At 69.6% G+C, this 13,763-nt stretch carries 17 protein-coding genes; 13 read left to right on the plus strand and 4 right to left on the minus strand.

Annotated features, from left to right (window positions below):
• Positions 1-5: 5 nt before the first annotated feature.
• Positions 6-1,370 (minus strand): formimidoylglutamate deiminase, encoded by a 1,365-nt coding sequence (locus ACO2SS_RS04055; RefSeq protein ID WP_423276307.1) that lies wholly within the window; start codon positions 1,368-1,370, stop codon positions 6-8.
• 96 nt (positions 1,371-1,466) lie between these two features.
• Here ACO2SS_RS04055 and ACO2SS_RS04060 point away from each other — a divergent pair, with 96 nt between their 5' ends.
• The 8 genes from ACO2SS_RS04060 to ACO2SS_RS04095 all read left to right on the plus strand — a co-directional run bounded on the left by ACO2SS_RS04060 (position 1,467) and on the right by ACO2SS_RS04095 (position 7,459).
• A complete protein-coding gene (locus ACO2SS_RS04060) occupies positions 1,467-1,982 on the plus strand; it encodes a regulatory protein RecX (protein ID WP_423276308.1) in 516 nt (171 codons plus the stop codon).
• Positions 1,983-2,132: 150 nt separating this feature from the next.
• Positions 2,133-3,320, plus strand: coding sequence for a bifunctional glutamate N-acetyltransferase/amino-acid acetyltransferase ArgJ (gene argJ, locus ACO2SS_RS04065; RefSeq protein WP_423276791.1), 1,188 nt, complete (start codon positions 2,133-2,135; stop codon positions 3,318-3,320).
• A complete protein-coding gene (locus tag ACO2SS_RS04070; protein WP_423276309.1) occupies positions 3,317-4,051 on the plus strand; it encodes an SIMPL domain-containing protein in 735 nt (244 codons plus the stop codon). Before argJ ends, ACO2SS_RS04070 begins: the two co-directional genes overlap by 4 nt.
• A gap of 47 nt (positions 4,052-4,098) precedes the next feature.
• Positions 4,099-4,680 carry a hypothetical protein gene (locus ACO2SS_RS04075; RefSeq protein ID WP_423276310.1) on the plus strand — a complete coding sequence of 194 codons (582 nt, stop codon included), beginning with the start codon at positions 4,099-4,101 and terminating at the stop codon, positions 4,678-4,680.
• Complete coding sequence (locus tag ACO2SS_RS04080; RefSeq protein WP_423276311.1) at positions 4,681-5,097, plus strand: (deoxy)nucleoside triphosphate pyrophosphohydrolase; 417 nt, start codon at positions 4,681-4,683, stop codon at positions 5,095-5,097. It begins immediately after the preceding gene.
• A gap of 93 nt (positions 5,098-5,190) precedes the next feature.
• On the plus strand, positions 5,191-6,117 hold the full coding sequence (locus ACO2SS_RS04085) for a manganese catalase family protein (protein ID WP_423276312.1): 927 nt from the start codon (positions 5,191-5,193) through the stop codon (positions 6,115-6,117).
• Positions 6,118-6,165: 48 nt separating this feature from the next.
• Positions 6,166-6,501, plus strand: a complete 336-nt coding sequence (gene cutA, locus ACO2SS_RS04090) for a divalent-cation tolerance protein CutA (protein ID WP_423276313.1) — start codon at positions 6,166-6,168, stop codon at positions 6,499-6,501.
• Between the two features lie 67 nt (positions 6,502-6,568).
• Positions 6,569-7,459, plus strand: a complete 891-nt coding sequence (locus ACO2SS_RS04095) for an HpcH/HpaI aldolase/citrate lyase family protein (protein WP_423276314.1) — start codon at positions 6,569-6,571, stop codon at positions 7,457-7,459.
• Between the two features lie 5 nt (positions 7,460-7,464).
• On the opposite strand, the gene ACO2SS_RS04100 is transcribed toward ACO2SS_RS04095, so the two are convergent.
• Positions 7,465-8,421, minus strand: coding sequence for an acetyl-CoA carboxylase carboxyltransferase subunit alpha (locus ACO2SS_RS04100; RefSeq protein WP_423276315.1), 957 nt, complete (start codon positions 8,419-8,421; stop codon positions 7,465-7,467).
• A gap of 119 nt (positions 8,422-8,540) precedes the next feature.
• The gene (locus tag ACO2SS_RS04105) at positions 8,541-9,347 is read right to left on the minus strand and encodes an undecaprenyl-diphosphate phosphatase (protein ID WP_423276316.1); all 807 of its coding nucleotides are present in this window, start codon (positions 9,345-9,347) and stop codon (positions 8,541-8,543) included.
• A gap of 181 nt (positions 9,348-9,528) precedes the next feature.
• Here ACO2SS_RS04105 and ACO2SS_RS04110 point away from each other — a divergent pair, with 181 nt between their 5' ends.
• Genes ACO2SS_RS04110 through ACO2SS_RS04130 form a run of 5 tightly spaced genes read left to right on the plus strand, consistent with a single transcriptional unit; the run spans position 9,529 to position 12,885 of the window.
• Complete coding sequence (locus tag ACO2SS_RS04110) at positions 9,529-10,206, plus strand: glutathione S-transferase family protein (protein ID WP_423276792.1); 678 nt, start codon at positions 9,529-9,531, stop codon at positions 10,204-10,206.
• 11 nt (positions 10,207-10,217) lie between these two features.
• Positions 10,218-11,354 carry a tRNA epoxyqueuosine(34) reductase QueG gene (queG, locus tag ACO2SS_RS04115; RefSeq protein WP_423276793.1) on the plus strand — a complete coding sequence of 379 codons (1,137 nt, stop codon included), beginning with the start codon at positions 10,218-10,220 and terminating at the stop codon, positions 11,352-11,354.
• Positions 11,351-12,238: an SDR family oxidoreductase gene (locus ACO2SS_RS04120; RefSeq protein ID WP_423276317.1), complete on the plus strand. Its 888-nt coding sequence runs from the start codon at positions 11,351-11,353 to the stop codon at positions 12,236-12,238. The genes queG and ACO2SS_RS04120 overlap by 4 nt, the downstream gene beginning before the upstream one ends.
• A 6-nt stretch (positions 12,239-12,244) precedes the next feature.
• On the plus strand, positions 12,245-12,538 hold the full coding sequence (locus tag ACO2SS_RS04125; protein ID WP_423276318.1) for a toxin-antitoxin system TumE family protein: 294 nt from the start codon (positions 12,245-12,247) through the stop codon (positions 12,536-12,538).
• A 35-nt stretch (positions 12,539-12,573) separates the two neighbouring features.
• Positions 12,574-12,885: a MarR family transcriptional regulator gene (locus ACO2SS_RS04130; RefSeq protein WP_423276319.1), complete on the plus strand. Its 312-nt coding sequence runs from the start codon at positions 12,574-12,576 to the stop codon at positions 12,883-12,885.
• A gap of 9 nt (positions 12,886-12,894) precedes the next feature.
• Here ACO2SS_RS04130 and ACO2SS_RS04135 read toward each other — a convergent pair whose 3' ends face one another.
• Positions 12,895-13,761: a GNAT family N-acetyltransferase gene (locus ACO2SS_RS04135; RefSeq protein ID WP_423276794.1), complete on the minus strand. Its 867-nt coding sequence runs from the start codon at positions 13,759-13,761 to the stop codon at positions 12,895-12,897.
• Positions 13,762-13,763: the final 2 nt, after the last annotated feature.

Here is a 13,763-nt window from a genome sequence, read left to right on the forward strand (position 1 = left end):
GGCCGTTAAACCTCGCCCACGAGCCGCGCTACGCTCGCCTTGTAGCGCGAAGCGATCTCCTCGCGGCGGTGGTGGCGGCCGTCGCTGACGACCCGTTCCCCGCCGGCGACGACGTCCTTCACGAGGCTCTGGCCGGCGCAGAAGATCCAGCAATCGAGCCAGCTCTCCGGGCCCGCGGCGGCCAGCGCCGGATGCTCCGCGTCGAGCACGACGAAGTCCGCCCGCTGCCCCGGGGCGATTGCGCCCATCGGCTGCGCCATCGCCTGTGCGCCGCCCGCGAGGGCGGAGGCGAACAGGCGGCGGCCGGTGGATTCGCCCTCGTCCAGCGTCATCAGGTTGCGGCCGCGATGGGCGAGGCGCTGGCTGTATTCGAGCTGGCGCAGTTCCGCGGCGGCGTCGATCTGGATGTTGGAATCGGTGCCGATGCCGAAGGCGCCGCCGCTCCGGAGGAAACGCGGCCCCTCGAAGGTGCCGTCGCCGAGCGACGCCTCCGTCAGCGGGCAGAGACCCGCGGCGGCACCGGATACCGCGAGCCGCGCCGTCTCGTCCGCGGTCATGTGGGTCGCGTGGATCAGGCACCAGCGCTCGTCGAGCCCGGCATTCTCCAGCAGCCACTCGACCGGGCGTCGTCCCGACCAGGCGACGCAATCCTCGACCTCGAGCCATTGCTCGGCCGCGTGGATGTGGATCGGGCCTTCGGGCACGAGGTCGACCACGGCCTCCAGGGCCGCCGGCGTGACGGCGCGCAGCGAATGCGGCGCCACGCCCATGCGGGCGCCCGGCACCTGCCCGAGGTGGCGGCGAGCGCCATCCAGCAGGCGGGCGAAGGAATCGAGATCGTTGATGAAGCGGCGCTGCCCTTCGACGGGCGGGCGACCGCCGAAGCCGCCCTGGGCATAGAAGCAGGGCAGGAGGGTGAGGCCGATCCCGGTCTCGCTCGCCGCCGCCGCGATGCGGCCCGACAGCTCGGCGATGTCGGAATAAGGCTGCCCGGCCGGATCGTGGTGGAGGTAGTGGAACTCGCCGACGAGCGTGTAGCCGCCCTCCAGCATCTCGGCATAGGCGAAGGCCGCAATGGCCTCGACATCCTCCGGCGAGAGCCGGCCGAGGAACCGGTACATCACCTCGCGCCAGGTCCAGAACGTGTCGTTCGCAGGTCCCCGCCGTTCGGCGAGCCCTGCCATCCCGCGCTGGAAGGCATGGCTGTGCAGGTTCGGCATGCCTGGGAGCGCGATGCCGGGAAGGCGTTCCGTCCCGGCGGCCGGGCCACCCGGCTGAACCGCCGTGATGAGACCGTCCTCCACCTCGACGCGCACGTCGCGGGCGAAGCCCGAGGGCAGGAAGGCGTGGTCGAGCAGGAAGGCGGGCATGGTCCACGACTTAGGCCCGGCGCTGCGGCCTTCGCAAGGCGGAGCCATCCGGCAGGCTGGGCTCCCGTCCGGCGCATGCTATGAGCCCCCGCCGCCATGCGAGACGACATCCGCCCGCGCCCCGTCACGCGCGCCTATCTCGAACGAGCGGCTCTCCATTACCTGGAGCGCTACGCCTCCTCGTCGGAGAACCTGCGCCGCATCCTGGCCAACAAGGCCCGTCGGCGGCTCGGTCCCGAGGTGTCGCTCACGGAGGACATCGCCGACCTGATCTCCGCCGTCGTGGAGAAACTCGTGGAAGGCGGGTTCATCGACGACCGGAGCTTTGCGGAAGCCAAGGTCAGTTCGCTCACCCGCCGCGGGACCTCGACACGCTTCATCCGGCAGAAGCTGCGGGCCAAGGGCGTGAGCGAGGAGCACGCCGAGGCGGCGCTGGCCGAGGAGGAGCCGGACGAACTCGCGCTTGCCCGCCGCTACGCCCAGCGCAAGCGCCTCGGGCCTTGGCGGACGCGGCCCGCCGCGGATGCGCGCGAGAAGGACCTCGCGTCCCTCTGCCGTGCCGGGTTCCCCTATGCGGTCGCGCGTGCCGCTCTGGAGGGGGATGCGGACTGATCCGGCCGGCCCGGATGGACCGGGCTTGTGGCGGCGGCCCGGATGTGAGAGGCGCCCCGCCACCATGTGAGGCCGGGACGACCCGGCCATGATGAGGGTGCCCCCGTGTCCCACGCCGTCTCGCCGCTTGCGCCGCAGAGCTATCCCGACATGCCGGCCATCCCCGGCGTGCGACTCGCGACCGCCGAGGCCGGGATCCGATACAAGGGCCGCACGGATGTCCTCTATGTCGCCCTGGACGAGGGCACGCAGGTGGCGGGCGTGTTCACGCGCTCGCGCTGCCCCTCCGCGCCCGTCGATTGGTGCCGCGAGAACCTGGCGGGCGGGACGGCCCGCGCCGTCGTGGTGAATTCCGGAAACGCCAACGCCTTCACGGGCCTGAAGGGCCGCGACGCCGTCCGGCTCACGGCCGAGATCGCCGCCGAGGCGGCCGGCTGCCGGCCGGAGGAGGTCTTCCTGGCCTCCACCGGCGTCATCGGCGAGCCGCTCGACGCCACCAAGTTTCGCGGCGTCCTGGCCGATTGCGCCGGGCGCGTCAGCCCGGACGCCTGGGTGGATTCGGCGCGCGCCATCATGACGACCGACACCTTCCCGAAGGTCGCGACCCGGCGGGTCCGGCTCGGCGATGCCGAGGTCACGATCAACGGCATGGCCAAGGGCGCCGGCATGATCGCGCCCGACATGGCCACGATGCTCTCCTTCGTGTTCACGGATGCCGCGATCGCCGCTCCCGTGCTCCAGGAGCTGCTCGCGAAGGGCACGGAGACGAGCTTCAACTGCGTCACCATCGATGGCGACACCTCGACGTCCGACACGCTCCTCCTCTTCGCGACCGGGAAGGCCGGCGGGCGCATGATCGAGCAGGCGGACGATCCTGCCCTCGGCGCCTTCCGCGAGGCCCTCGACGACCTCCTGGTCGAGCTCGCCCAGCTGGTGGCCCGGGATGGCGAGGGCGCCCGCAAGTTCGTCACCGTCGAGGTCTCGGGCGCCGAGAGCGACCGCTCGGCCCATCGCATCGCGATGTCGATCGCCAATTCGCCCCTGGTGAAGACGGCCGTGGCCGGCGAGGACGCCAATTGGGGCCGGGTCGTCATGGCGGTCGGCAAGGCCGGCGAGCCGGCCGACCGCGACCGTCTGGCGATCTCCTTCGGGGACGTGCGCGTCGCCGTCGCGGGCGCCCGCGATCCCGATTACAGCGAGGAGGCCGCCTCGGACGTCATGAAAAAGGACGAGATCACCGTGAGGGTCGACCTCGGCCTCGGCGAGGGCAAGGCGCGGGTTTGGACCTGCGACCTCACCAAGGCCTATGTCGAAATCAACGGGGATTACCGCTCGTGACCTTCCGCACAATCGCTGTCGCTGCCTTCTGCCTCGGAGCGCTCGCCGCTCCGGTCTCGGCACAGCCGGCCGCCGGCGATGCCCGGGAGCCGGGTCGGATCAGCGTCGTCGGGCAGGCGACGATCGAGGTCCCGCCCGATTTCGCGGCCGTCCAGATCGGCGTGACCTCGCGCGCGCCGAATGCGGCCGCCGCGCTGGCCGACAACTCGGCCGCCGTCGCCCGCACGATCGCGCTCGCCAAGAGCTCGGGCGTCGAGGCGCGCGATATCGCGACCAGCGCGGTCAGCCTGCAGCAGGCCTTCAAGATGGTCCGCACCCCGGCCGGAGGCGAGCAGCAGCCGGACGGGTACCAGGCGCAGAACGTCGTGACGGTCAGGCTCGGCGACATGGCGAAGCTCGGCGAGTTCATGCGCCAGGCCGTCGAGGGCGGCGCCAACCGGATCGACGGCGTGTCGTTCGGCCTGCGCGAGCCGGCCAAGGCGGAGCAGGAGGCGGGTGCTGCCGCGACGCGCGATGCGATGCAGCGTGCCAAAGCCGTCGCCGAGGCTGCCGGCGTGGCGCTCGGTCCTGTCGAGCGAATCACCACGCCCCCGCGGACGGAGCGGCCTTCCCCGCCCTATCCGGTGATGCGGATGGCCGCGGCCGAGGGTCGCGGGAAGGCGGTCCCCCTGGAGGCCGGCACCGTGACCTTCTCGTCCGAGGTCGAGGTGGTCTGGGCGTTGCGCCAGTAGCCGAGGTATCCTCCGGCCAAGCTTTGGTGGAATCGGAGAATTCGGGAGTGGTCCGGCTGGCCTGCCGCGCAGGCGCGTTCCTTGGTGTTCTCGGCGCGGCCGCTGCGCAGGCCGGGCCGGAGCAGTTCCGCATGCCCGGCGCGGGCTCCCCGGTGCCGGCCGGCTCCTTCGAGAGCGCGGGGATCGCGGTGTTCGTCCGGGCGCACGAGGAGCGTCGCAGGGCCGGAACGGCCGGGCCGACCTCGGCCGCCGGGCTCGCCTATGCGCCGGTCGCGAACACCGTCTCCATCGGGAACCTCGATCTATCCGGGCCGCTGCCGGTGGAGATGCCGGAGACCACCGGCTCCTCCTCCTCGCGCAGCAGGTGGGTGCTGCCGAGCGACCAGCCGGCGCGTCCCGGCGCGCTGACCGCCCGCGATCCGGTCGAGGTGACGGCCCCGTTCACGAGGTCCGGCCTCCTCGAAGGTCATCGCACCCCCGACCTGGAGCTCGAGGTGTCGAGGCGGGCGACGCTCGGACTCTTCGGCGAGGCGAACAAGATCGAGCCGACCGACATCCGCAATTCGACGGTCCGGTCGACGCGCGACCTCGGCGCGGGCGTCACTCTCCAGTACCGGTTCGGCGAGTAGATGAAGCTTCTCCTGGTGGCGGCGGTCGCCCTGATCGATGCCGATTTCCGCGTGCTCATCGCCGAGCGGCCCGAAGGCAAGCAACTCGCAGGCATGTGGGAATTCCCGGGCGGCAAGGTGGAGCCCGGCGAGCGGCCGGAGCAGACGCTCATCCGGGAGCTGAAGGAGGAACTCGGCATCACGGTCGAGGAGCCGTGCCTGGCCCCTCTGACATTCGCCAGCCATGCCTACGAGACCTTCCACCTGCTGATGCCGCTTTATGCGTGCCGGCGCTGGAGCGGCTTGGTGCAGCCGCTCGAAGGGCAGCGGCTGAAATGGGTTCGCCCCACCGAGCTGCGGAACTATCCCATGCCGCCCGCAGACGAGCCGTTGATCCCAGCCCTGATCGACCTGGTGGGAGCGCCGCACCGGCCCTAGGCCGCCGCGGGAGAGGTCAATCTCCGTACACGAGGGAACGGACCGGTCCGAGGATCGGTTGCCGTAAACCCTACCGAAGTACGGAGCGCCCCGATGTTCCTTCGCGTCGACAAGCTGCAGGTCGAACTTCCACCGCCCGCGAAACAGGATCCCAACGCCGCCGCCGCGCTCCAGGAGCTGCTCGGCGGCAAGTACGGCGAGATGTCGACGCTCGGGAACTACATGTTCCAGAGCTTCAACTTTCGCTCCAAGAGCAAGCTCCGCCCGTTCTACAGCCTCGTGGCCGCGATCACGGCCGAGGAACTCGGGCACGTGGAGCTCGTGTCGAATGGCGTCGCGATGCTGAACAACGGCCCGGATACCGGCGCCGAGGATGAAGGCGACGGCGGCGACATCTCCGACGCGCCCTTCGCGGACATGAAGGACATCCGGCTCGCGGCGGCGTTCCTGTCGGGCGGCGGCGGCGCCATGCCCGTGAACAGCAACGGGCATAGCTGGAACAACGACATGATCACCTCGACCGGCAACGTGGTGCTCGACCTGCTGCACAACTTCCATCTCGAATGCGGCGCGAGGCTTCACAAGCTGCGGGTCTACGAGACGCTCTCCGACCCGACCGGCCGGGAGGTGTGCGGCTATCTCCTCGTGCGCGGCTCCGTCCATGCGCATGCCTATGCGCTGGCGCTCAAGAAGATCACCGGCGTGGATATCGAGAAGATGCTGCCCGTGCCGAACATTCCGCTCGGCAACATTCCCGAATGCCAGAAATACCTGGCGGAGGGTTCGCATCGCCGGCTCTACACCTTCAGCCCGAGCGACTATCGCGAGATGTCCGGCATCTGGGGCAATGGCGAGCAGGCTCTGCCGGACGATCCTCCGGGCGAGCTGATCGTGGTGGACGGAATGCCGGATGGCGGCAAGATCCAGCAGCTCACCGGCGTGCCGTCCGCCTTCTCGCCGAACTACGCGCCGGAGGAGATGTTCGAGATCGCGACGAAGCTCTACAAGGCGTCGCGCTGAACCAACTCGGGCGGCCGGCAAGGCCGCCCGCCTTTCGAGATCAAGGGCGTGGACACGGCTCTTCTCCTCTACACGACCTTTCCGGATGAGGCCGTCGGCCTCGAGATCGGGGAAAGCCTCGTCCGGGAGCGGCTCGCCGCCTGCGTGAACATCATCCCCGGGATGCGGTCGGTCTATGCCTGGAACGGCGCCGTCGAACGCGGGGCCGAGGCGGTGGGGATCATCAAGACCCGGGGAGGTTTGCGGGAGGCGGTCGCGGCGGCCCTGAAGGCCCGCCACCCCTACGAGACCCCCATCATCCTTTTCCTCTCGCCGTCCGGAGCGGATGCGGCGACGCTGTCGTGGCTGCTCGCCGAGACTGGGGCGGGAGAGCCTGCCGGCTGAGCCCAGGAGGGTTGCGGGCGCGCCCTCGAGGCGGCATGGCACTCGTCGGTTCAGCCAAGGTGACCCGATGAGTGCAAGCGCCGCCATCCGCCCCCGCCGCAGCGTGCTCTACATGCCGGGCTCGAATGCCCGCGCGATCGAGAAGGCCCGCACGCTCTCGGCAGACGCGGTGATCCTCGATCTGGAGGACGCGGTGGCGCCCGACGCGAAGGAATCGGCGCGCGAACAGGTCGTCGCCGCCGTGACGGCCGGCGGCTTCGGCCGGCGCGAAGTGGTCATCCGGGTGAACGGGCTGGATACGCCCTGGGGCCACGACGACCTCGTCGCGGCCGCATCCTCCGGCGCGGATGCCGTTCTCATCCCGAAAGTCTCTGATCCGGAGACGATCGGAGCCGTCGAACTCGCGCTGGCGACCGCCCGGGCTCCGGATGCACTCCGCGTCTGGGCGATGATCGAGACGCCGGTCGCGATCCTGCATGCGGAAGAGATCGCCCGCGCGGCGCGGCACGAGACCGCCCGTCTCGCCTGTTTCGTGCTCGGCACGAACGACATCGCCAAGGAGACGCGCGCCCGCTTCGTGCCCGGGCGCTGGACGATGCTGCCCTGGCTGACGACCGTGCTGGCGGCGGCCCGTGCGCACGGGCTCGACGTGCTGGACGGGGTCTACAACAACCTGCAGGACGCCGAGGGCTTCAGGGCCGAATGCGAGCAGGGGCGGGATCTCGGCATGGACGGCAAGACGCTGATCCATCCCAACCAGATCGCGGTGGCGAACGAGGTCTTCGCGCCCGCCGCCGCCGAGGTCGAGGCGGCCCGCAAGATCATCGCGGCCTTCGACCTGCCGGAGAATTCAGGGCGCGGCGTGATCTCCCTCGACGGCCGCATGGTCGAGCGCATGCATGCCGACATGGCCGCCCGCACGGTCGCGCTGGCGGAGGCGATCGCGGCGGCGGGTTAGAGGGGCTAGCCCAAGCTTCGCCCGATCGCCTCGAACTTCGCGGCGCGGTGGTCGCGGAGTTCCTTCGGGCCGAGGCCCGCGAGGCTGGCCAGCGCCCGCTCGATCGCGTCGCCCGCGGCCCGCACGGCGCCCTCGCGGTCGCGATGAGCACCGCCGACGGGCTCCGGCACGATCTCGTCGATGATGCCGAAGCGGAGGAGGTCCTGCGCCGTGATCTTCATGGCGGTGGCGGCATCCTGCGCGCGTGTGGAATCGCGCCAGAGGATCGAGGCCGCGCCCTCGGGCGAGATGACGCTGTAGACGGAATGCTCGAGCATCAGGACCTTGTTGGCGGTCGCGACCGCGATCGCGCCGCCCGACCCGCCTTCGCCGATCACGAGCGCGACGTTCGGGGCGCCGAGCGCGAGGCAGGCCTCGGTGGAGCGCGCGATCGCCTCGGCCTGGCCGCGCTCCTCGGCATCAATGCCCGGATAGGCGCCGGCGGTATCGACGAAGCTGATCACCGGCAGCCCGAAGCGGTCGGCCATCTCCATGATGCGGGCGGCCTTCCGGTAGCCCTCCGGCCGCGCCATGCCGAAATTGTGCCGGACGCGGGTCTCGGTCGTCGAGCCCTTCTCCTGGCCGAGGATCGCCACCGCCTCGCCGCGGAACCGTCCGAAGCCGGCGAGGATCGCCTGATCTTCGCCGAACTTGCGGTCGCCCGCCAACGGCGTGAAATCCGTCATGAGCTCCCGGCAGTAATCGACGAAGCGCGGCCGCTCCGGATGCCGCGCCACGAGGGTCTTCTGCCAGGGCGTGAGACCGTCATACAGGTCCTTGAGGGCCGCGAAGGCCTTAGCCTCCAGGCGCGACACGTCCTCCCGGATCTCGACCGCATCGTCGCCCTCCGTGAGGGTCCGTAGCTCCTCGACCTTCGCCTCGAGTTCGGCGACGGGTTTCTCGAAATCCAGATACGCGCGCATAGGGGCTCGGGCGAAACTCCGCAGGACATGAGCGAGGTCCGGCCGGCACGCCCGCGGCGGATCGCATTGCGGGCAAGGACTTAAGCCGCCCGGCCCCTCGCTTCAAGTCGCCCTCCGGCTCAGCCCACCACGATCAGGCCGGCGAGGCCCGCCGAGCCGACGAGGATTCGCCACCAGGCGAAGGGCGTGAAGCCGTGGCGGGAGATGTAGTCCAGGAAGGCCTTCACGACGAAGAGCCCGGCCACGAACGCCGCCACGAAGCCGATCGCGATGCTGGCGAAATCGTGGAAGGACAGCAGCTTGTAGCTCTTCAGGAGGTCGTACGCGAAGGCGCCCGCCATGGTCGGCATGGCCAGGAAGAACGAGAATTCGGCCGCGGACCGCTTGTCGGCCCCGAGCAGCATCGCACCCACGATCGTGGCGCCCGAGCGGGAGACGCCCGGAATCATGGCGAAGCACTGGATGAGGCCGATGCCGAGATACATGCGCAGGGGAAAGGCGGTCGCGTCGCGGTAGCGGGGCTTCAGGTCGATCTGGTCCATGATCATCAGGACGAAGCCGCCCGCGATCAGCGAGATGCAGACGATGGCCGGGTTGAACAGCACGCCCTTGATGAAGCCGTGCAGGAGCGCGCCGATGATCGCGGCCGGCAGGAAGGCGACCAGCACCCCGATGACGAAGTGGCGGGCGGCGGGATCGTGCGGCAGGTCGATGGCGACTCGCTTCAGCCGGCCGAAATAGGCGGTCACGATCGCCAGGATTGCGCCGAGCTGGACCAGGATGGCGAAGGTCTTGTTCGCCTCGCCGTCGAGGCCGAAGAAGTGCTGGAGCAGCAGCAGGTGTCCCGTCGAAGAAACGGGCAGAAACTCCGTGAACCCCTCGACGGTGCCGAGAAGTAGCGATTGCAGCATCTGGATGAGGGTCATCGGATCTCGCGGGCCGTCTGGGCGGGGCCGGGTCGGGCTGGAGGCTTGTCCCGTTAGGGTAAGGGCTACGTTAACGACCTGGCATGGCCAAGGGGCAGAAATGCGGGATTGAACAAAGGCGATTACGCGCCGTTAACCGCCGGCGCGGCTAGTCGCCCGATCCCACGCAGTGCCCGCCGGTATGGCCGTCCTCCACCAATACGCGTTCTGTCCCCATTCCCGTTTCATCCGCCTGTCGCTCGCCGAGATGGGCATCCCGTCCGAGATCGCCGAGGAGAAGCCCTGGGAGCGCGACCGCCGCTTCCTCGAGCTGAACCCCTCCGGCACGACGCCCGTCCTGTGCGAGGATGACCTCGCCGTTCCGGGTGCGGGCGTGATCGCGGAATATCTCGACGAGACCCGTGGGCCCCGGCTCAACGGGCGACGGCTGCTGCCCGCCGATCCGGCCGTCCGTGTGGAGGTCCGGCGCCTCGTCGAGTGGTTCAACACGAAGTTCTTCGAGGAGGTCACGTCCTACCTCCTCGAGGAGAAGATCCTGAAGCGGTTCCAGCGCGGCGCGTCGCCTGATGCCTCCGCCATCCGTGCCGCACGGGCGAATATGCGCTACCATATGCGCTATATCGGGTACCTGGCCGGGGCCCGGAGATGGCTCGCGGGCGACACCCTGACCTATGCGGATCTCGCCGCGGCCGCCCATCTCTCCTGCGCGGATTATCTCGGCGACGTGCCATGGGACGAGGACGAGCATGCGAAGGACTGGTACGCGCGGGTGAAATCCCGCCCGGCCTTCCGTCCGCTCCTCGGGGAGCGGATCCCCGGCGTGATCCCGCCCCAGCACTACGCGGACCTGGATTTCTGACGGGCGAGCACCTGAAGGCGCAGCTCGCCGAGCGGGCGAAGGCGCTCGGCTTCGACCTCGTCCGGGTGGCGTCCCGCGACGGGATACCGGACGCGGCGGGACGTCTCCGGGACTGGCTCGCAGCCGGGCATCACGCCGGGATGGACTGGATGGAGGCGATGCCCGAGCGGCGCGCCTCGCCGGCCGGGCTGTGGCCGGAGGTCCGGTCCGTCGTGATGCTGGGTCTGTCCTACGCGCCCGAGCGCGATCCGCTCGACGCCCTCCTGGAGCACGACCGGGCCGCGCTCGCGACCTACGCGACGCGGCGCGACTATCACGACGTCATCAAGGGCCGGCTGAAGGAACTCGCGGGATACCTCGCCGTAAAAGCCGGGGCGGACGTGAAGGTCTTCGTCGACACGGCGCCCGTGATGGAGAAGGCGCTGGCCGCCGCCTCGGGGCTCGGCTGGGTCGGCAAGCATTCGGTGATCGTCTCGCGCGAGCACGGATCGTGGCTCCTGCTCGGCGCGATCTACACGAATGCCGACCTGCCGGCCGACGAGCCGGAGCGTCCGAGCTGCGGCAGCTGCACGCGCTGCCTCGACGTGTGCCCGACCTCGGCCTTCCCGCGCCCGCACGTGCTCGATGCCGGGCGCTGCATCGCGTATCTGACCATCGAACATAAGGGCCATATCGGGCGCGAATTCCGGGAGGCGATCGGCAACCGCGTATTCGGCTGCGACGATTGCCTGGCCGTGTGCCCCTGGAACAAGTTCGCGGCGGCCTCCCACGACGCCCGGCTCGCGATGCGGAGCGAGCTCTCGGGGTTGAAGCTGCGCGATCTCGCCCGGCTCGACGATCCCTCTTTCCGCCAGCTCTTCGCGGGCACGCCGATCAAGCGCACGGGCCGGGACCGCTTCCTGCGCAACGTCCTGATCGCGATCGGGAATGCGGGCGACGCGGCGCTCGCGCCCGAGGCCGAGCGGCTGCTCGGCGACCCGTCCCCCCTGGTCCGTGCCATGGCGGTCTGGGCCGCCGGGAGGCTGCTGTCGCCCGGCGAGATATCCGCTCTCGCGGCGAGCCATCTGCCGTCCGAAGCGGACGCGCATGTCCGGGCCGAATGGCGCGAAGCGCTCGGCGATCATCCGGGCCTGGAGGCTGCGGCGTGAACCTTGTCGCCTTCGGCTGCGGCTATACGGCCGAGGTCTTCGCCAGTGAGGTGCGGGGCCGCTTCGGCCGGGTCGTGGCGACCGCACGCAGCAGGGAGAAGGCGGACCGGATCTCCGCCTCGGGGCTCGTGGGCCGCGTCTTTCCGGACGAGGGGGATGCGCGTGCGCTCGAGAATGATCTGGCGGATGCCCGCGCGGTGCTCGTCTCCATCCCGCCGGGCGAAGACGGGGACCCGGTTCTCGCCCGCTTCTCGGATGCGATCGAAGCGTCTCCAAGCCTGGCCTGGATCGGCTATCTCTCAACCGTAGGCGTCTATGGCGACCACGGCGGAGGCTGGGTCGACGAAGCGACCCCGCCGCGGCCCGTCAGCCAGCGCTCGCGTCAGCGGCTCGCGGCCGAGGAGGCTTGGCTCCGGCTCGGGCAGCGCAGCGGCAAGCCCGTCCAGGTCTTCAGGCTGGCTGGCATCTACGGTCCCGGCCGGTCGCCACTCCGGAAGGTGCTGGACGGGACCGCCAAACGCATCGTGAAGCCGGGCCAGGTCTTCAACCGCATCCATGTAGCGGATATCGCGGCCGTGCTCGCCGCCTCGTTGGAGCAGCCGCGCGCGGGCGCGATCTACAATGTCGCCGACCAGGAGCCGGCGCCACCGCAGGACGTCGTGGCGCATGCGGCAAATCTCGCCGGCTTGCCGCCGCCGCCGGAGGTCGCGTTCGACGACGCCGACATGACCCCGATGGCGCGCAGCTTCTACAGCGAGAACAAGCGGGTGTCGTCCCGGCTCGTCCGCGAGGAGCTCGGGGTGACGTTCCGGTATCCGACCTATCGGGAAGGATTGGCGTCGCTGGCGGAGAACTTTGACGGAGCCAGTCGCAATAGATCATGATCGGACATGGCGAAGGCCGTCCTGTTGTTCCACCGTAAGCGGATCTATGACGATGGTGGAATACTGGAGATGAAGCTCTGGAGGTTGCCGGCACGGGTGCCCGGCTCGCGCCATCGGCTCAAATACTCGCTCTACTACGGCGAGGGCGGAAGACGGCTTGTCGGCTATGACAATGAACGCGGGAAGGGCGATCATCGCCACTATGCTGATCAAGAGCAGGCCTACGCGTTCAGCGATGTCCGGCGATTGATGGCGGACTTCTTGGCGGACGTCCGGCGGGTGCGGGGAGGGCTGCTATGAAGTCCAGGCTGAAGCTCGCTGTGGGAGGCTCTGCCTTGAACGATGCGGCAGCCTTCATCGAGGCTTGGGACCGCGCTGAACAGGGCGACCTCGTAGAGGATCGTGTCGTCAGCTTCGAGAGCTGGGAAGGTCTTTCCGCGATCATGTCCGGGCCGCGTCTAGCCTTGCTTCGACACCTCCATGCCAGTCCCGAGGCCTCGAACGAGGACCTTGCCCGGGCGCTTGGCCGCGACCCGTCCCGGGTCGCAGCGGATGTCGAGGCGCTCGAGGAGGCCGGCCTCGTGGAGCGCCGCGGAACGGCGTTGCACGTCACGACGGACGCGATCGAGACGCAGATCTTGCTCTGAGATCTTTAATTACGCCGCGTAGCGCTGCGCCGCCGGGCCGAAATAGCTCAGGTAGCGGCCGCTGATCGCCTCGACGGGCATCACCACGAAGACGTCAGTCGTGCCGAATTGCCGGTCGATGACGGCGCCGTCGCCGAACTTCGCGCCGACCCGCAGATACGCCTTCACGAGGGGCGGCAGGCTCAGCAGCGCTGCCTTGCGGTCGATGGCGTCGGCCGCGAGCCGGTCCATGCCGATGTAGCGCCCGGGGAGCGCCCGGGCGCGCCATTCGGGCTCCGCGGCAGCGAAGTGATGCAGGAAGCTCAGGGGCACGGCGAGCCGGTCCGGGTCGGTGCCCTCCAGGCTCGCGCAGCCGATCATCGCGTCCACCCGGTGCCGCTGCACATAGGCCCACAGCCCAGCCCAGAGGAGCTCGACCGTCTTCTTGTTCCGGTACGGTTTCAGGACGCAGGATCGGCCGAGCTCGAGCAGGTTCTTGCCGCGGTGGCGTGCGAGCAGCGGCGCAATGTCGAACTCGTCGGCCGTGTAGAAGCCGAAATGCGCATCGGCCACCTGCTGCCGCAGCAGCCGGTAGGTGCCGACGACCTTCGGCTTATGGGCCTGAAACGGCTTCGGCTTCACGTCGTGGTCGAGGACGAGCAGGTGGTCGCAGATCTCGTCATAGGCGTCGATATCGCGCCGCTTCAGGGCCGCGAGCCCGACCGGCACGGCCGACATCTCCTCATAGAACACCTTGTAGCGCAGCCGCTGGGCGCGCTTGACCTCGCGCTCCCCCGAAGCAAGCCGCACCTCCAGAGAACCGAGGCGGCCCAGCGCCTGGGGCAGCTCGATCGGGGGCGCGAGGCGCGGAAGAAGACGCGTCGCGGTTTCGCGCATGC

Origin of the sequence: Enterovirga sp. CN4-39 (assembly GCF_049446235.1) — a bacterium.
Classification (GTDB): domain Bacteria; phylum Pseudomonadota; class Alphaproteobacteria; order Rhizobiales; family Beijerinckiaceae; genus Enterovirga.